Genomic DNA, 18382 nt, shown 5'->3' with positions numbered 1-18382 from the left:
GCTCTCCGTTCGGTGAGAGGACCGAGCGAGGGTGTCAAGTCGACAGAATATTGTCTACAGTATGCCTTCAGGGAGGGTCAATACTCGTGACAGTGCGTGCCTTGTCCGTCCGTGATTGCGGCGTGGCCGCCGGGTGTCGGCGAGAGTTCCCGGGAAGCTGCTCGAGACGCTCCAAGCTCGGGCCCGTATTCCTGTGGGGTTACGTGCCCTTGTACCGATCGGTAGCAACCAAGACTGGATGGTTCCTGCCAAACGTAGCGAGGGGAACCCGTACATGACCGGCTCACGTGTCGTGGCGCTCGGCCACTATCAGCCTGCCAAGGTCCTCACCAACGACGACCTGGCGGCCATGGTCGACACCAGCGACGAGTGGATCACCAGTCGGGTCGGCATCAGGACCCGGCACGTGGGCGGCCCCGACGAACCCGTGGACGAACTCGCCGCGCACGCGGCGGCCAAGGCGCTGGCCTCGGCGGGGCTGCAGCCCGGGGACATCGACATGGTCCTCGTCGCCACCTCCACGGCCATCGACCGCTCACCGAGCATGTCCGCCCGGGTCGCCGCCCGCCTGGGCATGGGCTCGCCGGCCGTGATGGACATCAACGTGGTCTGCTCCGGATTCACCCACGCGCTGGCCACCGCCGACCACGCCGTCCGGGCAGGAGCCGCCACGCGGGCCCTCGTCATCGGTGCCGACAAGATGGGCGACATCGTCGACTGGACCGACCGCTCCACCTGCGTCCTGATGGGCGACGGCGCCGGGGCGGCCGTCGTCACCGCCGACCCGGACGCGGGGGAGAGGCCCGGGATCGGGCCCGTCCTGTGGGGCTCGGTGCCGGAGATGGGCAACGCCGTACGGATCGAGGGCACGCCGCCGCGGTTCGCACAGGAAGGGCAGTCCGTCTACCGCTGGGCCACCACGCAGCTTCCGCCGATCGCCCGCAAGGTCTGCGAACGGGCCGGCGTCACGCCCGAGGACCTCGCCGCGGTGGTCCTGCACCAGGCCAACCTGAGGATCATCGAACCCGTCGCCCGGAAGATCGGCGCGGTCAACGCGGTCATCGCCCGGGACGTCGTGCATTCCGGCAACACCTCGGCCGCGTCGATCCCCATGGCCCTCTCCAAACTGCTGGAGAGGGGCGAGATCGAGAGTGGAGCGCCGGCCCTGCTCTTCGGCTTCGGCGGGAATCTCTCGTATGCGGGTCAGGTGATCCGCTGCCCCTGAGGGGCCACCCGATGGCCTCCGAGTCCCCGCCATGGCATGGTGCTCGGTAGACTGTAGACGATAAGCAATTGTCCGGCGCCCGGAGGGGGACCGCGATGTTGTCCGCAGGACTGCCGCAGGGGACGGTGCCGAAGCTGGAGCGGCCCGGGCCGTTGCGTGAGCGCGTCTACGACGCGCTCCTCGAGCTGATCACCACGCGCGCCCTCAGGCCCGGCCAGCATCTGGTCGAAAGTGAGCTGGCCGGGCATCTGGGGGTGTCGCGGCAGCCGGTGCGCGAGGCGCTGCAGCGGCTGAACACCGAGGGCTGGGTCGATCTGCGCCCCGCGCAGGGTGCGTTCGTCCATGAACCCACCGAGGAGGAAGCGGATCAGCTGCTCTCGGTCCGCACCCTGCTGGAGGCCGAGGCCGCCCGGCTGGCCGCCGCGAACTCCGGGCGGCCGGGCATCGAGGCGCTGGAGGAGCTGTGCTCCCAGGGTGAGCGTGCCGTCGCCGCCGACGACGTGGACCTCGCCGTCGCCACGAACGCCGCGTTCCACGCCAAGGTCATGGAGCTGGCCGGCAACGTCGTCCTGTCCGAGCTCGCCGCCCAGGTGGACCGCCGGGTCCGCTGGTACTACACGCCGGTGGCCAGGCAACGCGGCACCCAGTCCTGGATCGAGCACCGGGAACTGATCGAGGCGATCGCCTCCAGGGACGAACAGCGGGCGACCGAGGTCATGCGGGCGCACACCGAGCACACCCGCCGGACGTACCACCAGCGTGATCGGGGCTGAGTACCGCCTGACCGGAGGCCGGGGCCCGACGGCCCCGGCTTTTTGGTGCCCGCGTACGGCCGGGGCTCCCGGTGGGCCGGGGAGGCGCATCTTTGTCCTGAGTGTGGAGAAAGTTGGAGCGGATTCCTGCGCAACTTCTTCCCACTCCGGTGAACCGCTGCTACGTTCCCCTCGAAAGCCCGACGGACTGGCCGATGTGGCGGGGAGGGACGCGTGAGACGTATGACGGCACGGCCCGCGAACACGCACCAGGCGCGGCTGCTCCGGCTGCTGCGTGACGGAGGGCCCAACTCCCGCGCACAGCTGGGCGACCAGGTCGACCTCTCACGCTCCAAGCTCGCCGTCGAGGTGGACCGGCTCCTGGAGACCGGGCTCGTCGTGGCCGACGGACTCGCCGCCTCACGCGGCGGCCGCCGCTCCCACAACATCCGGCTCGCCCCCGGACTGCGTTTCCTCGGCGTCGACATCGGCGCCACCTCCGTCGATGTCGCCGTCACCAACGCCGAGTTGGAGGTCCTGGGACACCTCAACCACCCGATGGACGTACGGGAAGGTCCCGTCGCCATCTTCGAACAGGTGCTGGCCATGGCGGCCAAGCTCCGGGCCTCCGGGCTCGCCGAAGGGTTCGACGGCGCCGGTATCGGCGTGCCGGGACCGGTCCGCTTCCCCGAGGGCGTCCCGGTCGCACCGCCGATCATGCCCGGCTGGGACGGTTTCCCGGTCCGGGAGGCGCTCAGCCAGGAACTCGGCTGTCCCGTCATGGTCGACAACGACGTGAACCTGATGGCGCTGGGGGAGCAGCACGCGGGCGTCGCCCGTTCCGTGGGCGACTTCCTCTGCGTCAAGATCGGTACGGGTATCGGCTGCGGCATCGTGGTGGGCGGAGAGGTCTACCGCGGTACCACGGGCAGCGCCGGAGACATCGGCCACATCCAGGTGGAACCGGACGGGCGCGCCTGCGCCTGCGGCAACCGGGGCTGCCTGGAGGCGCATTTCAGCGGCGCGGCACTCGCCCGCGACGCCGAGGACGCGGCCCGCGCCGGCCGGTCGCCCGAGCTGGCGGCCCGGCTGGACAAGGCCGGCACGCTCACGGCCGTCGACGTGGCCGCCGCCGCGGCGGCCGGAGATCCCACGGCGCTGGACCTGATCCGCGAGGGCGGTAACCGGGTCGGTCAGGTCATCGCCGGACTCGTCAGCTTCTTCAACCCGGGCCTCGTCGTGATCGGCGGCGGGGTGACCGGGCTCGGCCACAATCTGCTGGCCAGTGTCCGCACCCAGGTCTACCGGCAGTCCCTGCCGCTGGCCACGGGCAACCTCCCCATCGTCCTGGGTGAGCTGGGGCCCGTCGCCGGAGTGACCGGCGCGGCCAGGCTCATCAGCGACCACCTGTTCTCGCCGGCCTGATGTCCGGGCCGGTGCGCCGTTCGGCACGCGCACCGCAGTCACCCCCCGTAAGCAGCCTGTCCCGAGCTCCGCCCGCAGGACCCGCACCGCACGAGGACCCAGCACCACACCGCACGAGCACCGCACAGCAGTACCACCCAGCAGTCCCGTCAGCAGTACGGCACCGCCGGCACTGCGCCCTGCCCGCTCACCGGCCTTCCCCGAGCTCTCGGATACGAGCAGGGGGGACCCACCCGCCGAGGGGATCCGTCATGGCACCAGAACCACCCCTGCTCACGATGTCCGGCATCACCAAGGCGTTCCCCGGTGTGCGCGCCCTCGACGGCGTGGACCTGGAGGTGCTGGCCGGTGAAGTCCACTGCCTCCTCGGCCAGAACGGCGCAGGCAAGTCCACGCTCATCAAGGTGCTGGCCGGGGCCCACCAGCCCGACGACGGCGCCATCACCTGGCGTGGCGAGCCCGTCCAGCTCTCCTCACCGATCACCGCGATGCGCCTGGGCATCGCCACCATCTACCAGGAACTCGACCTGGTGGAGGGCCTGTCGGTGGCCGAGAACGTCTTCCTCGGGCACGAACCGACCAGCGCGGGCTTCGTCGTGCGGACCCGTGAGGCGCGCGCCGAGGCCGCCGCGCTCCTGAAACGCCTCGGACACCCGGAGATCGACCCGGCCCGCCTGGTCGGCGACCTCTCCGCCGCCCACCAGCAGATCGTCTCCATGGCACGGGCACTCTCCCACGACGTACGGCTCATCGTGATGGACGAGCCGTCCGCGGCACTCGATCCCGACGAGGTCGACAACCTGTTCCGCATCGTCGACGGCCTCACCGCCGACGGAGTTGCCGTCGTCTACATCTCGCACCGGCTCGAGGAGATCCGCCGCATCGGTGACCGGGTGACCGTGCTCAAGGACGGCAGGGCCGTCGCCGTCGGGCTGCCCGCCCACTCCACCCCCACGAACGACATCGTTGCCATGATGACCGGCCGCAACGTCGCGTACGTCTTCCCCGAGCGGCCGGCCCCCGGCGGCCGGTCCTCGGCCGCTCCGGTACTGAAGGTCGAAGGGCTGTGCCGCAAGGGTGAGTTCGACCCCGTCGACCTGGAGCTGAGGCCCGGCGAGATCGTCGGCCTGGCCGGACTCGTCGGCTCCGGACGCTCCGAGATCCTGGAGACGGTCTACGGCGCCCGCAAACCGACCGCGGGCCGCGTCCTCGTCGACGGCACACCGCTGCGCCCCGGCAGCGTACGGGCCGCCGTGGCCGCCGGAATCGGCCTGGCCCCCGAGGAACGCAAAGCGCAGGCCCTGCTGTTGACGGAATCCGTCACCCGGAACGTGTCGGTCTCCTCCCTGTCCCGCTTCGCCCGCGTCGGCTGGCTCGACCGGGGCGCCGAGCGCGAGGCTGCCAGGGCCGCGACCCGAGAGCTGTCCCTGCGGCCGGACAATCCGGACGCCGCCGTCCGCACCCTCTCGGGCGGCAACCAGCAGAAGGCGGTCCTGGCCCGCTGGCTGCTCCGCGGCTGCCGGGTCCTGCTGCTCGACGAACCGACCCGCGGTGTGGACGTCGGCGCCCGCGCCGAGCTCTACGCCGTGATCCGCCGGCTGGCCGACGAAGGCCTCGCCGTTCTGCTCGTCTCCAGCGAAGTGCCCGAAGTGCTGGGCCTCGCCGACCGGGTGCTGGTGCTCCGGGAAGGCCGTGTCGTGCACACGGCCGACGCCAGGGAGCTCGACGAGCACCGTGTCCTCGACCTCGTCATGGAAGGGAGCCCGACGTCATGACACAGCCCGCGCCGTCGGCGCAGCACCACGGGCCGGAGAAGGGGACCGTGACGGACCCCGCGCCCGCACCGCCCTCGAAGCAGGGCGGCGGCCTGCGCGCACTCGGCCTGCGCTTCGATGTCCGCAACCTGTCTCTGCTCGGCGTACTCGCCGCCCTCGTGGCCGTCGGCGGCCTCACCGAACCCGAGGCGTTCCTGGACACCGGGAACCTTCAGCTCATCCTGACGCAGTCCTCCGTCATCGGGGTCGTCACCGTCGGCATGACCCTGGTCATCATCGGCGGCGGCATCGATCTGTCGGTCGGCGCGATGGTGGCCCTCGCCTCCGTCTGGGCGACGACGCTCGCCACCCAGGACTTCGGCTTCGCCGGCATCCTGTTCACCGCCGTGATCGTCGGGCTCGCCGCCGGGCTCGTCAACGGGGTCCTCATCGCCTACGGGCGCATGGTCCCCTTCATCGCGACGCTCGCCATGCTCGCCTCGGCGCGTGGGCTCGCCCTGCAGATCACCGACGGCAAGACACAGATCGTCACCGTCCAGTCCGTCCTCGACCTGGGCCTGCCCGACGCCTACGTCCTCGGCATCCCGCCCCTGGTCCTGGTCTTCGCCGCGGTCACCGTCGTCGGCTGGCTGATCCTGAACAGGACGACGTTCGGGCGGCGTACGGTCGCCATCGGCGGCAACGCGGAAGCGGCCAGGCTCGCCGGCATCGACGTACGGCGCCAGCGGCTCTACCTCTACCTGCTCTCCGGCCTGTGCTGCGGCATCGCCGCCTTCATGCTGATCATCCTGTCCGGCTCCGGCCAGAACACCAACGGCAATCTGTACGAGCTCGACGCCATCGCCGCCGCGATCATCGGAGGCACCCTCCTGAGCGGCGGCCGGGGCACCATCGTCGGTTCCGTGCTCGGGGTCCTGGTCTTCACCACGATCACCAACATCTTCGCGCTGAACAACCTCCAGAGCGATGTCCAGCAGATCGCCAAGGGCGCCATCATCGTCGCCGCCGTCCTGGTCCAGCGCCGCACACTCCGCAACGGCGAGACCTGACCTCTCCGCGCCACCGATCAGCCACCCGCAGTTCCGTAGGCACGACACCGGATGAAGGGTTTGACAGCCATGCCAGAAACCAGCCGCAGAGGACTGCTCTTCGGCACCGCGGCCGTCTCCGCGGGAGCCTTCCTCACCGCCTGCACCAGCAACGAGCCCAAGGAGGCGGCGGCCGCCCAGAGCAACCAGCCCGCCGCCGACGACAAGCCCGGCAAGCCCGTCACGATCGGCTTCGCCGGCCCCCAGGCCGACCACGGGTGGCTCAACGCCATCAACGTCCAGGCCAAGGGGCGCGCGGAGAAGTACTCCGAGGTGACCCTGGAGACCACCGAGGGCTCCAACGACACCGCCGCCCAGATCGGCCAGGTCAAGACCCTCATCAACAAGAAGGTCGATGTCCTCGTCGTCCTCCCGGCCGACGGCAAGGCGCTCACGCAGGTCGGCCTGGAAGCCATGCGGGCCGGTATCCCGGTCGTCAACCTGGACCGTGTCTTCGCCTCACCGCAGGCCTACCGCTGCTGGGTCGGCGGCGACAACTACGGCATGGGCCTCAACGCCGGGCACTACATCGGCGAGCAGCTCAAGGACAAGGCGAACGCCAAGGTCGTCGAGCTCGCCGGCATCGACAACCTGGAGCTCACCAAGCAGCGCAGTCAGGGCTTCGCCGACGCCCTGAAGAACTACTCCAACATCCAGCTGGTGGCCCGTCAGGCCGCGGACTTCACCGTGGAGTCGGGCCAGGCGAAGATGGCGCAGCTCCTGCAGGCGCAGAAGCAGTTCGACGCCTTGTGGAACCACGACGACGACCAGGGCGTGGGTGCGCTGCGGGCGATCCAGCAGGCGGGCCGCGACGAGTTCATCATGGTCGGCGGCGCGGGCGCGAAGTCCGCGATGGACGCCATCAAGGCCGACAACAGCGTCTTGAAGGCCACCGTGCTCTACCCGCCCACGATGGCCGCCTCCGCGATCGACCTGGCGCGCGCCCTGGGCCAGAGCAAGGGCATCGCGGGCCTCTCCGAGATGGAGATCCCGACCTCGCTGACCCTGTACTCGGCCGTGGTCACGAAGGACAACATCGACCAGTACCTGCCGACGGGCTTCAGCTGATCCCGCACCGCCGCAACCACCGAACCACCGACGAGGAGGAAGCCCGCATGGCCCGTAGGGAAGACACGGAGCAGGAGACCGAGGGACCGCCGCCGACCGCGACGCTCGGCGTCGGCATGGTCGGGTACGCCTTCATGGGCGCCGCCCACTCCCAGGGGTGGCGTACCGCGGGACATGTCTTCGACCTGCCGGTGAGACCCGTGCTCGCCGCGATCTGCGGGCGTGACCGCGCGGCCGTGGACGCGGCCGCCGCCCGGCACGGGTGGGCTGCCGCCGAGACCGACTGGAGGGCACTGATCGCCCGGGAGGACGTCCAGCTGGTCGACATCTGCACGCCCGGGGACAGCCATGCGGAGATCGCGATCGCCGCGCTCGAGGCAGGGAAGCACGTGCTGTGCGAGAAGCCGCTCGCCAACACGGTCGCCGAGGCGGAAGCCATGGCGGAGGCCGCGGAGCGGGCGGCGGCCCGCGGCCAGGTGGCGATCGTCGGCTTCAACTACCGCAAGGTGCCCGCCCTCACCTACGCCCGTACGTTGATCGAGGAGGGCAGGCTGGGCGCCCTGCGGCACGTACGGGCCACCTACCTCCAGGACTGGCTCGTCGACCCCGCGTCGCCGCTCACCTGGCGTCTGGAGCGTGAGCGCGCCGGATCAGGGGCACTGGGGGACCTCGGGGCGCACATCGTCGACCTCGCCCAGTACCTGGCCGGGGAGCCGCTGGTCGGGGTGTCGGCGGTGAGCGAGACCTTCGTCCGTGAGAGGCCCGTGCTCGCCGGTGCCGCTGCAGGGCTCTCGGGCGCCGCGGACGGTACCTCACGGGGGGCGGTCACCGTCGACGACGCGACCCTGTTCACCGGGCGGCTGGCGTCGGGAGCCCTCGCCTCCTTCGAGGCGACCAGGATGGCGGCCGGGCGTAAGAACGCCCTGCGCCTGGAGATCAACGGCGAGCTGGGCTCGCTCGCCTTCGACCTGGAACGGCTCAACGAACTCTCCTTCCACGACCACACCGAGCCCGCCACCCGTGCCGGCTTCCGCCGGATCCTCGTCACCGAACCGCAGCACCCCTATCTGGAGGCGTGGTGGCCGCCGGGCCACGGTCTGGGCTACGAGCACACCTTCGTCCACCAGGCCCGTGACGTGGTGCGCACGATCGCCGAGAAGCGACCGCCCGTACCGTCGTTCGCCGACGGGCTCCAGGTGCAGAGGGTGCTCGCCGCCGTCGAGGAGAGCGCCGCCAAGAACTCCGTACACACCCCGGTCCCGTTCTAGGAGGTTTCGCGCATGCCCCGTCCCTTCACTCTCTTCACCGGCCAGTGGGCCGACCTGCCGCTGGAGGAGGTCTGCCGGCTCGCCCGCGACTTCGGCTACGACGGGCTCGAACTCGCCTGCTGGGGCGACCACTTCGAGGTGGACAAGGCCCTGTCGGACCCCGGCTACCTCGACGGCCGGCGTCAGCTGCTCGACAAGTACGGCCTGAAGTGCTGGGCGGTCTCCAACCACCTGGTCGGCCAGGCCGTATGCGACAGCCCGATCGACGAGCGTCACCAGGGCATCGTGCCCGCCCGCATCTGGGGGGACGGGGAGCCCGAGGGAGTACGCCGGCGGGCGGCCGAGGAGATCGAGAACACCGCCCGGGCGGCGGCCGCCTTCGGGGTCGACACGGTCATCGGCTTCACCGGGTCCTCGATCTGGCACCTGGTGGCCATGTTCCCGCCGGTCCCCCCGCACATGATCGAACGCGGCTACGAGGACTTCGCGGACCGGTGGAACCCGATCCTGGACGTCTTCGACGCCGAGGGTGTGCGCTTCGCCCACGAGGTGCACCCGAGCGAGATCGCGTACGACTACTGGACCACGAAGCGGGCCCTGGAGGCGGTGGACCACCGGGCCGCGTTCGGGCTGAACTTCGACCCGAGCCATTTCGTGTGGCAGGACCTCGACCCGGTCGGCTTCCTGTACGACTTCCGGGACCGTATCTACCACGTGGACTGCAAGGAGGCCCGTAAGCGCCTCGACGGCCGCAACGGGCGTCTCGGCTCCCATCTGCCGTGGGGTGACCCGCGGCGCGGCTGGGACTTCGTCTCGGCGGGACACGGTGACGTGCCCTGGGAGGACGTGTTCCGGATGCTGCGGTCCATCGGGTACGAGGGACCGGTCTCCGTGGAGTGGGAGGACGCGGGCATGGACCGGCTGACGGGCGCGCCGGAGGCACTGGCCTCGCTGAAGCGGTTCGACTTCGACCCGCCCAGCGCGTCGTTCGACGCGGCGTTCGGCGGGGGCGAGTAGCGCGGGGCGGGGGCGGGGCCCTCCAGGGGGTCCGCCTCCGCGCCTCGACCCGCCGGCAGGGCCCGATGCCGCCCGGCACCGCCACGCCGGCGCGACACCGTCCAGCCCGCCCGGCGTTCGAGGTCCGGGACGGGACGGGCAGGGGAACAGCCCCCAGGGCCATGCGCCCTGGGGCGACTCCGCCTGCCCTGGAGCTCCTTTGTCCACCCGTGGGCAAAAGCTCGACCCAACCCCTGCGCAAGGGCTTTCCGTACGGGACGAACACAGCTACGGTCCCCTACGTGTACACGACATGACTCGCGTCACCGGAGCCCCGCGAGGGGCCCCGGGGACGAGCGCGGCAGTCCCCGCGCGGAACGGCAGAACGAACAGCCCGAGCAACCGGCACACTCCGGAGGACGCACGTGCACAGAAGCAACAGACGGCTCCGAGCCCGAAAAACACTCGCCCTCTTCACCGGCGGACTGCTCGCCGCCGCGACCCTCACCCTGGGCTCCTCGCCCGCCGCCACCGCAGACGCCCCGGCCGCGCAGAACGCCGCCGAGGACTTCCAGCAGGTCACCCTCGCCAAGGGCGCAGCCGAGACCGGTGAACCCATCTCGCTGGCGGTGCTCCCCGACCGCAGCGTGCTGCACACCTCGCGCAGCGGCGAGCTGCGGATCACGGACAGCGCGGGCAACACCCGGGTCTCCGGCACGATCCCCGTCTACTCCCACGACGAGGAAGGGCTCCAGGGCGTCGGCGTCGACCCCGACTTCGCCGAGAACCGGGCCATCTACCTCTTCTACGCGCCCCCGCTGGACACCCCGGCCGGCGACGCCCCGGAGAACGGCACCGCCGCCGACTTCGCGAAGTACGACGGGGTGAACCGGCTCTCCCGCTTCGTGCTCAACGAGGACGGCACCCTCGACAACGCCAGCGAGAAGAAGGTCCTCGACATCCCCACCACGCGCGGCATGTGCTGCCACGTGGGCGGCGACATCGACTTCGACGCGCAGGGCAACCTCTACCTCTCGACGGGCGACGACTCCAACCCGTTCGCGTCCGACGGCTTCTCCCCGCTGGACGACCGGGCCGGCCGTAACCCGGCCTTCGACGCCCGCCGCACCTCCGGGAACACCAACGACCTCCGCGGGAAGATCCTCCGCATCAAGGTCGCCGACGACGGCTCGTACACCGTCCCGGAGGGCAACCTCTTCGCCCCGGGCACGGACAAGACACGTCCCGAGATCTACGCCATGGGCTTCCGCAACCCCTTCCGCTTCAGCGTGGACCAGGCCACCGGCATCCTCTACGTCGGTGACTACGGCCCCGACGCCGGTGCCGCGGATCCGAACCGCGGCCCCGCCGGGCAGGTGGAGTTCGCCCGGGTGACGAAGCCCGGGAACTTCGGCTGGCCCTACTGCACCGGCGACAACCAGGCATACCGCGACTACGACTTCGCGACGCAGACCTCCGGGCCGGCCTTCGACTGCGCCGCCCCGAAGAACGAGTCGGCACACAACACCGGCCTGGTCGACCTGCCGCCCTCCGAGGCCGCCTGGATCCCGTACGACGGCGCGTCCGTGCCCGAGTTCGGCACCGGCTCCGAGTCCCCGATGGGCGGGCCCGTCTACCACTACGACGCGGACCTCGACTCCCCGGTGAAGTTCCCCGAGGAGTACGACGGGGACTTCTTCGCCGGAGAGTTCGGCCGGCAGTGGATCAAGCGCATCGAGCAGGACGCCGACGGCGGCGTCCAGTCCATCAACGACATCCCGTGGACCGGGACGCAGGTGATGGACATGGCGTTCGGGCCCGACGGCGCGCTGTACGTCCTGGACTACGGCCTCTCCTGGTTCGGCGGGGACGAGCACTCGGGGCTGTACCGCATCGAGAACGCCACAGGCGGCCGCTCGCCGATCGCCGAGGCGTCCTCGAACAGGACGTCCGGTGTCGCACCGCTGAAGGTGAAGTTCTCCTCGGCCGGCACCACCGACGGGGACGGCGACGCCCTGACGTACGCCTGGGACTTCGGCGACGGCGGGAAGTCCACGGCCGCCGACCCGACGTACACCTACAAGAAGAACGGCACTTACACCGCCACCGTGACCGCGAAGGATCCGACGGGCCGCACCGGTTCGGCGAGCGTGCACGTGACCGTGGGCAACACCGCGCCCGTCGTCGACATGCAGTTCCCCTCCGACGGCCAGCTCTTCGAGTTCGGCGACGAGGTGCCCTTCAAGGTGACCGTCACCGACCCCGAGGACGGCACCGTCGACTGTTCCGAGGTCGAGGTCAAGTTCACCCTGGGCCATGACAGCCACGGGCACGACATCACCACCGAGCACGGCTGCGAAGGCACCATCAAGACCGAGATGGAGGGCGGGCACGACCCGAACGCCAACATCTACGGCGGCATCTCCGCGTCCTACACGGACGGCGGCGGTGGCGGCCAGGCCGCACTGACCGGCCGTGACCAGGCGAAGCTCCAGCCCCGCCACCGGCAGGCCGAGCACTTCGACAACTCCTCCGGTGTCACCACGCCCAGCAAGACCAGCGCCCACGGCGGCAGGACCGTCGGCGACATCGACAACGACGACTGGATCTCCTTCACCCCGTACATCCTCGGCGGCTCCACGAAGCTCACCGCCCGGACCTCCTCGGCGGGGGCGGGAGGCTTCCTCGAAGTGCGGGCCGGATCGCCCACCGGCAAGATCCTCGGCTCCGCACCCGTCCCGGTGACCGGCAGCTGGGACACGTTCCAGGACATCGACGTGCCGCTGCGCGGCGCACCGAAGAAGGCCACGGAACTCTTCCTGGTCTTCAAGGGCGGAGCCGGAGCACTGTACGACGTGGACGACTTCGCACTCTCCAACAGCCCGGTCGACCGGACCGCGAAGCGCGTCCTCGTCTTCTCCAAGACGGCCGGCTTCCGGCACGACTCGATCCCCGAGGGCATCGCCGCGCTGAAGGAACTGGGCAAGGACTCGAACATCACGGTCGACTCGACCGAGGTGGCCGGCCAGTTCACGACCAGCAACCTGGCGCGCTACGACGCCGTCGTCTTCCTGTCGACCACCGGTGACGTGCTGAACGCCGACCAGAAGAAGGCGTTCGAGAACTTCGTGTCCACCGGCGGCGGCTACATGGGCGTCCACGCCGCGGCCGACACGGAGTACGACTGGGAGTTCTACGGCGGGCTCGTCGGCGCCTACTTCGACTCGCACCCGCAGATCCAGCCCGCCACCGTCCGGGTGGAGAACCACGACCACCCGGCGACCGCGCACCTGGACGAGGCCTGGGACCGTACCGACGAGTGGTACAACTACCGCACCAACCCCCGGGACAAGGCGCAGGTCCTCGCCACTCTGGACGAGACGACGTACACCGGCGGCACCATGAAGGGCGACCACCCGATCGCCTGGTGCCAGGCGTACCAGGGCGGCCGCTCCTTCTACACCGGCCTCGGCCACACCAAGGAGTCCTACGCCGAACCGGCGCTCCGTCAGCACCTGCTCGGCGGGCTGCGCTACGCCGCCGGTCAGGTGAAGGCCAACTGCAAGCCGGACACCGGTTACCGGTCGATCTTCAACGGGAAGACCCTCGACGGGTGGAAGCAGGCCGGCCCCGGGAAGTTCGCCGTCGCCGACGGTGAGCTGCGCTCCGAGGGCGGCATGGGCCTGCTGACCTACCAGGCCAAGGAACTCGACTCCTACTCGCTCAAGCTCGACTGGAAGATGACGGGCGACGACAACTCCGGTGTCTTCGTCGGCTTCCCCGAGTCGGACGACCCGTGGTCCGCGGTCAACAACGGCTACGAGGTGCAGATCGACGCCACCGACGCGGCGGACCGCACGACCGGCGCCGTCTACACCTTCAAGTCCGCCGACATCAAGGCCCGTGACCGGGTCCTGCGGCCGCCCGGCCAGTGGAACAGTTACGAGATCAAGGTCCAGGGCGAGCGGCTCCAGGTCTTCCTCAACGGCGTCAAGATCAACTCCTTCACCAACACCGACCCTGCTCGCAGCCTCAAGGACGGCTACATCGGCCTCCAGAACCACGGGGCCGACGACCAGGTGTCCTTCCGCGACATCCAGCTGAAGGAACTGCCCTCGACGTAGGGCGGCCACCTCCTGCGCCGGGGGGGGGGGGGGGGGGCACCCCCCCCCCCCCCCCCCCCCCCCCCCCACCACCCCTCTTCATCCCCCCTGGGAGGCAGCCCGTGACCGCACATGCCGTTCGTACCGGAGTCTGGTTCATCGGAGCACGGGGCTCCGTAGCCACCACCGCCACCGCAGGGTGCGCGGCCATCGCGGCAGGCCTCCACCCGCCGACCGGCATGGTCACCGAGACACCGCCCTTCACCGACACCGGACTGCCACCGCTGACCTCGCTCGTCTTCGGCGGCCACGACACCCTCGACTGCCCCCTGCCCAAGCGGGCCGAGGCCCTCGCCGCCGGGGGAGTGCTCCCGTACGGCCTGCCCTCGGCCGTCGAGGCCGAACTCACTGCCGCCGACGCGGAGATACGTCCCGGCGGCCCGCTGCCGGGCGACACCCGCAGCGACGAGGAGCTCATCACCGCCTTCGCCGCCGACATCAAGGACTTCGCGCAACGCCACGGGCTGGACCGCACGGTCGTCATCAACGTCGCCTCGACCGAACCCGCTCCCGGTGCGGACGACTCCCGGCTGCCCGCCAGCTCGCTCTACGCGGCGGCCGCACTCCGTGCCGACTGCCCGTACGTCAACTTCACCCCCTCCACCGGGCTGCGCAGCCCGCACCTCCGGGACGCCGTCGACGCCTGCGCACTTCCCCACGCCGGACGTGACGGCAAGACGGGCCAGACACTGCTCCGTTCCGTGCTCGCACCGATGTTCGTCCAGCGCGCCCTGCCGGTGCGGGCCTGGTCGGGCACCAACCTGCTGGGCGGCGGGGACGGGGCGGCGCTGGCCGATCCGGCGGCCGCGGCCGCCAAGAACGCGGGCAAGGAACGCGTGCTGGCCGACACGCTCGGGGCCGCTCCGGAGGGCGAGGTCCACATCGACGACGTACCGGCGATGGGGGACTGGAAGACCGCGTGGGACCACATCGCCTTCGACGGATTCCTCGGCTCGCGGATGATATTGCAGACGATCTGGCAGGGCTGCGACTCCGCCCTCGCCGCACCGCTGGTCCTGGACCTGGCCCGGCTGCTGGCCCGCGCCCACGAAACCGGCCTGACGGGGCCACGGCCCGAACTCGGCTTCTACTTCAAGGACCCGGACGGAGGGCCGGCCGCGTTGTCGGAGCAGTACGCGGAGCTGATGGCCTTCGCCGAACGTCTGCGGACCGCCCGGTGAAGCCGCTTCGGCTGGTCGCCGCACTGATGCCCGGACTCCTCGGCACCCGCCAGGCGGCGCCCACGTACAGCCTGTCCGGCGCGGGCGGGACTGCGCCCGCTCCGGACAGGCCCGGAGCCAGGCCCGGCGCCCGCGCACGTCTGCGGGCCTGGGCGGAACTCCTGCGTGTGTCCGCGCTGTTCAGCGTCCCCGGCGACGCCCTCGCCGGCGCGGCCGCCGTCGGCCTGCGGCCCGGCCGGGGCACGGCGCTCGCGGTCGGCACGTCGCTGTGTCTGTACGAGGCCGGCATGGCCCTCAACGACTGGGCCGACCGGGAGGAGGACGCCGTCGACCGCCCGCACCGCCCGATCCCCTCGGGCCGCGTCGCACCGGAGGCCGCCCTGGCCGTCGCGGGCGCGCTGACGGCGGCAGGCCTGACCCTGGCGGCCCGCGCGGGCCGCCCCGCTCTGGCGGTGGCCACCGGACTGGCGGCCACCGTCTGGGCCTACGACCTGCGCCTCAAGCACACGAAGCTGGGCCCGGCCGCGATGGCCACCGCCCGCACCCTGGATCTGCTGCTCGGCGCGACGGCGACCGCGAGGGAGGTCATGGCTCCCCGGCCCGGGGCAGGGGCGGTCATACGTCTCCGGCCCAACACCACCGGCGGCCCACCGGCCACGGCCCGCACCCCCGCCGCCGCGCTGCCCGCCGCGCTCGTGCTCGGCGCCCACACCTACGCCGTGACCGCGGTCTCCCGGCACGAGGCCCACGGCGGCTCCACCGCCGCGCCGCTCGCGGCGCTCGCCGGAGTCGCCGGACTCGGAGCCGCCGTGCTGCGCGGCCGGCCGACAGCGGGGGGGCCACCCCGCACACCCGTCACCACCGCCGGACGGCTGCTGCTCCCCGCCTTCGCAGGCGCGTACCTCCGCACCTGCGCGGTCCCGTTGTTCCACGCCGCCCTCAACCCCTCCCCGCCCCTCACCCAACGCGCGGTCGGCGGCGGAATCCGGGCGATGATCCCGCTGCAGGCCGCACTCGCCGCCAGGGCCGGGGCGCCGGGCGGCGGCCTCGCGGTCATGGGACTCGTCCCCCTCGCCCGCGCGCTCGCCCGGAAGGTGAGTCCCACATGACCCTCCGCCTCGGCTACGGCACCAACGGGCTGACCGACCTCCGCCTCGACGACGCCCTCGGCCTCCTCGCCGACCTCGGCTACGACGGGGTCGGGCTCACTCTCGACCACATGCACCTCGACCCGCTCGCCCCGGACCTCGTCGCCCGCACCCGTCAGGTGGCCCGCAGGCTCGCCGGACTGGGCCTGGGCGTCACCGTCGAGACCGGCGCGCGCTACGTCCTCGACCCCCGGCGCAAACACGGACCGTCCCTCCTCGATCCCGACCCCGACGCCCGTGCGGCCCGCACAGCGCTCCTGCTCCGGGCCGTCGAGGTGGCCGCCGACCTCGGCGCCCACGCCGTGCACTGCTTCAGCGGCATCACTCCGCCGGACACCACCTCGGACACCGCGTGGCAGCGGCTGACCGGCGCGCTCTCCCCCGTACTGGAGGCCTCCCGCCACGCGGGTGTCCCCCTCGCCGTCGAACCGGAACCCGGCCACCTCCTGGCCACGCTCGCCGACTTCCACCACCTCCGCACCCTCCTCGGCGACCCGGGTCCGCTCGGACTCACCCTCGACATAGGCCACTGCCAGTGTCTGGAGCCCTCCTCGCCCGTCGACTGCGTGAAGGAAGCCGCCCCCTGGCTGCGCCACGTCCAGATCGAGGACATGCGACGCGGTGTCCACGAACACCTGCCGTTCGGTGACGGCGAGATCGACTTCCCACCGGTACTCGAAGCGCTCGCCGCCACCGGCTACGCCGGCCTCACCGTCGTCGAACTGCCCCGGCACTCCCACGCGGGACCCGAACTCGCCCGCCACTCCATCGACTTCCTGCGCCGGGCCACCGGGACGACGAACGGAGCCGCACCGTGCTGACCAGCCGCAAGGAACTCGACGACCAGCTCCGAGGGGCCGCCAGAGCCTGGCTCGACGAAGCGCTGGCCGAGGCCGCACACGCCGCGGACCACCCCGACACGGACAGCGGCAACCCACCCTGGGAGCTGCGGTACGCCTCGGCGGGACGGCACTGCGGACTGGAGCACGCCGATTCCGTACGCGCGCTGTTGCTCGTCGAAGCCCGGGCGGGGCTGCCCGCCGTGACCCGGCTCTACGAGCAGGGAACCGCCGCCGAACGCCGTGCCGTCCTCCTCACCCTGCACCGGCTCGACCTCGGCGCCACCGCCCTGCCGCTCGTCGAGGACGCGCTGCGTACCAACGACACCCGGCTGGTCGCCGCGGCCGTCGGCCCGTACGGCGCGGCGCACCTGGACGCGCACGGCTGGCGGCACGCCGTCCTCAAGTGCCTCTTCACCGAGGTCCCCGTCGAGGCCCTCCACCGGCTCGACGAGCGGGCCCGTGGCGACAGCGAACTCGACCGCATGCTCGCGGACTTCGCGGCGGAACGCACCGCGGCGGGACGTGCCGTCCCCACCGGACTGCGGACCGTTCTCGATCTCACGGCCCAGGCCCCCGCCCCCGCCCCCACGGAGGAGTCCCGATGAGGATCTTCGACCCCCACATCCACATGACCTCCCGCACCACGGACGACTACCAGGCGATGTACGACGCCGGGGTCCGCGCCCTCGTCGAACCCTCCTTCTGGCTCGGCCAGCCCCGCACCTCGCCCGCCAGCTTCTTCGACTACTTCGACGCCCTCCTCGGCTGGGAACCCTTCCGCGCCTCCCAGTACGGCATCGCCCACCACTGCACCATCGCCCTCAACCCCAAGGAGGCGAACGACCCCCGCTGCACCCCCGTGCTGGACGCCCTGCCCCGCTACCTCGTCAAGGACTCCGTCGTCGCCGTCGGTGAGATCGGCTACGACTCGATGACCCCCGCCGAGGACACCGCGCTCGCCACCCAGCTGCAGCTCGCCGCCGACCACGGCCTGCCCGCGCTCGTCCACACCCCGCACCGCGACAAGCTCGCAGGCCTGCACCGCACCATCGACGTCATCCGGGAATCGCACCTCGCCCCGGAGCTGGTCCTGCTCGACCACCTCAACGAGACGACCGTGAAGGACGCCCTCGACAGCGGCTGCTGGGCCGGCTTCTCCATCTACCCGGACACCAAGATGGACGAGGACCGCATGGTCACGGTCCTGCGCAACCACGGCACCGACAGGATCCTCGTCAACTCGGCCGCCGACTGGGGCAGGAGTGATCCGCTGAAGACCCGCAAGGTCGCCGACACCATGCTGAAGGCAGGATTCGACGAGGACGACGTCGACAAGGTGCTCTGGCGCAACCCCGTCGCCTTCTACGGGCAGAGCGGCCGGCTCCAGCTCGACACCGTCGCACCCGGCCCGCTCCACGAGGGCAACTCCATCCTCCGCGGCGGGGAGTGAA

The 18382-nt window shown here is 71.3% G+C and carries 14 protein-coding genes; all 14 read left to right on the top strand.

Translation table 11 applies throughout. From position 1 onward, the window contains the following. The first annotated feature begins 274 nt into the window (after positions 1 to 274). Positions 275 to 1225, top strand: coding sequence for a beta-ketoacyl-ACP synthase III (locus ACFYSH_RS26040; RefSeq protein ID WP_388755689.1), 951 nt, complete (start codon positions 275 to 277; stop codon positions 1223 to 1225). Positions 1226 to 1320: 95 nt separating this feature from the next. Next, positions 1321 to 1998, top strand: a complete 678-nt coding sequence (locus ACFYSH_RS26035) for a GntR family transcriptional regulator (protein WP_359465835.1) — start codon at positions 1321 to 1323, stop codon at positions 1996 to 1998. A 222-nt stretch (positions 1999 to 2220) separates the two neighbouring features. Then, positions 2221 to 3402 (top strand): ROK family transcriptional regulator, encoded by a 1182-nt coding sequence (locus tag ACFYSH_RS26030; RefSeq protein WP_359465937.1) that lies wholly within the window; start codon positions 2221 to 2223, stop codon positions 3400 to 3402. Between the two features lie 251 nt (positions 3403 to 3653). Further along, complete coding sequence (locus ACFYSH_RS26025) at positions 3654 to 5177, top strand: sugar ABC transporter ATP-binding protein (RefSeq protein ID WP_359465833.1); 1524 nt, start codon at positions 3654 to 3656, stop codon at positions 5175 to 5177. Beyond that, a complete protein-coding gene (locus ACFYSH_RS26020; protein ID WP_359465832.1) occupies positions 5174 to 6226 on the top strand; it encodes an ABC transporter permease in 1053 nt (350 codons plus the stop codon). The genes ACFYSH_RS26025 and ACFYSH_RS26020 overlap by 4 nt, the downstream gene beginning before the upstream one ends. A gap of 69 nt (positions 6227 to 6295) precedes the next feature. After that, positions 6296 to 7333, top strand: a complete 1038-nt coding sequence (locus tag ACFYSH_RS26015; protein ID WP_359465830.1) for a substrate-binding domain-containing protein — start codon at positions 6296 to 6298, stop codon at positions 7331 to 7333. A 47-nt stretch (positions 7334 to 7380) separates the two neighbouring features. Then, positions 7381 to 8601 (top strand): Gfo/Idh/MocA family oxidoreductase, encoded by a 1221-nt coding sequence (locus ACFYSH_RS26010; protein WP_359465828.1) that lies wholly within the window; start codon positions 7381 to 7383, stop codon positions 8599 to 8601. A 12-nt stretch (positions 8602 to 8613) separates the two neighbouring features. Next, positions 8614 to 9618 carry a sugar phosphate isomerase/epimerase family protein gene (locus ACFYSH_RS26005; protein ID WP_359465827.1) on the top strand — a complete coding sequence of 335 codons (1005 nt, stop codon included), beginning with the start codon at positions 8614 to 8616 and terminating at the stop codon, positions 9616 to 9618. Between the two features lie 404 nt (positions 9619 to 10022). Further along, complete coding sequence (locus ACFYSH_RS26000) at positions 10023 to 13721, top strand: ThuA domain-containing protein (protein ID WP_359465826.1); 3699 nt, start codon at positions 10023 to 10025, stop codon at positions 13719 to 13721. A gap of 101 nt (positions 13722 to 13822) precedes the next feature. Beyond that, positions 13823 to 14941, top strand: coding sequence for an inositol-3-phosphate synthase (locus ACFYSH_RS25995; protein ID WP_359465824.1), 1119 nt, complete (start codon positions 13823 to 13825; stop codon positions 14939 to 14941). After that, the gene (locus tag ACFYSH_RS25990; protein WP_388755681.1) at positions 14938 to 16050 is read left to right on the top strand and encodes an SCO3242 family prenyltransferase; all 1113 of its coding nucleotides are present in this window, start codon (positions 14938 to 14940) and stop codon (positions 16048 to 16050) included. Before ACFYSH_RS25995 ends, ACFYSH_RS25990 begins: the two co-directional genes overlap by 4 nt. Continuing rightward, positions 16047 to 16910: a sugar phosphate isomerase/epimerase family protein gene (locus tag ACFYSH_RS25985; protein WP_359465823.1), complete on the top strand. Its 864-nt coding sequence runs from the start codon at positions 16047 to 16049 to the stop codon at positions 16908 to 16910. The genes ACFYSH_RS25990 and ACFYSH_RS25985 overlap by 4 nt, the downstream gene beginning before the upstream one ends. Continuing rightward, positions 16904 to 17536: an EboA domain-containing protein gene (locus tag ACFYSH_RS25980; RefSeq protein ID WP_388755677.1), complete on the top strand. Its 633-nt coding sequence runs from the start codon at positions 16904 to 16906 to the stop codon at positions 17534 to 17536. The genes ACFYSH_RS25985 and ACFYSH_RS25980 overlap by 7 nt, the downstream gene beginning before the upstream one ends. Further along, the gene (locus tag ACFYSH_RS25975) at positions 17533 to 18381 is read left to right on the top strand and encodes a TatD family hydrolase (protein WP_359465820.1); all 849 of its coding nucleotides are present in this window, start codon (positions 17533 to 17535) and stop codon (positions 18379 to 18381) included. Before ACFYSH_RS25980 ends, ACFYSH_RS25975 begins: the two co-directional genes overlap by 4 nt. The last annotated feature ends 1 nt before the right edge of the window (position 18382 follow it).

This window comes from Streptomyces sp. NPDC005791, from assembly GCF_042871485.1.
GTDB lineage: Bacteria > Actinomycetota > Actinomycetes > Streptomycetales > Streptomycetaceae > Streptomyces.
Note: the sequence above shows the minus strand (reverse complement) of the source record. Positions and strands in the feature narration are given on the sequence as shown.

Bases quoted from the DNA above. Each gene is read 5' to 3' on its own strand.
- ACFYSH_RS26040 (WP_388755689.1), top strand. From the start codon at position 275: ATGACCGGCTCACGTGTCGTGGCGCTCGGCCACTATCAGCCTGCCAAG.
- ACFYSH_RS26035 (WP_359465835.1), top strand. From the start codon at position 1,321: ATGTTGTCCGCAGGACTGCCGCAGGGGACGGTGCCGAAGCTGGAGCGG.
- ACFYSH_RS26030 (WP_359465937.1), top strand. From the start codon at position 2,221: ATGACGGCACGGCCCGCGAACACGCACCAGGCGCGGCTGCTCCGGCTG.
- ACFYSH_RS26025 (WP_359465833.1), top strand. From the start codon at position 3,654: ATGGCACCAGAACCACCCCTGCTCACGATGTCCGGCATCACCAAGGCG.
- ACFYSH_RS26020 (WP_359465832.1), top strand. From the start codon at position 5,174: ATGACACAGCCCGCGCCGTCGGCGCAGCACCACGGGCCGGAGAAGGGG.
- ACFYSH_RS26015 (WP_359465830.1), top strand. From the start codon at position 6,296: ATGCCAGAAACCAGCCGCAGAGGACTGCTCTTCGGCACCGCGGCCGTC.
- ACFYSH_RS26010 (WP_359465828.1), top strand. From the start codon at position 7,381: ATGGCCCGTAGGGAAGACACGGAGCAGGAGACCGAGGGACCGCCGCCG.
- ACFYSH_RS26005 (WP_359465827.1), top strand. From the start codon at position 8,614: ATGCCCCGTCCCTTCACTCTCTTCACCGGCCAGTGGGCCGACCTGCCG.
- ACFYSH_RS25985 (WP_359465823.1), top strand. From the start codon at position 16,047: ATGACCCTCCGCCTCGGCTACGGCACCAACGGGCTGACCGACCTCCGC.
- ACFYSH_RS25975 (WP_359465820.1), top strand. From the start codon at position 17,533: ATGAGGATCTTCGACCCCCACATCCACATGACCTCCCGCACCACGGAC.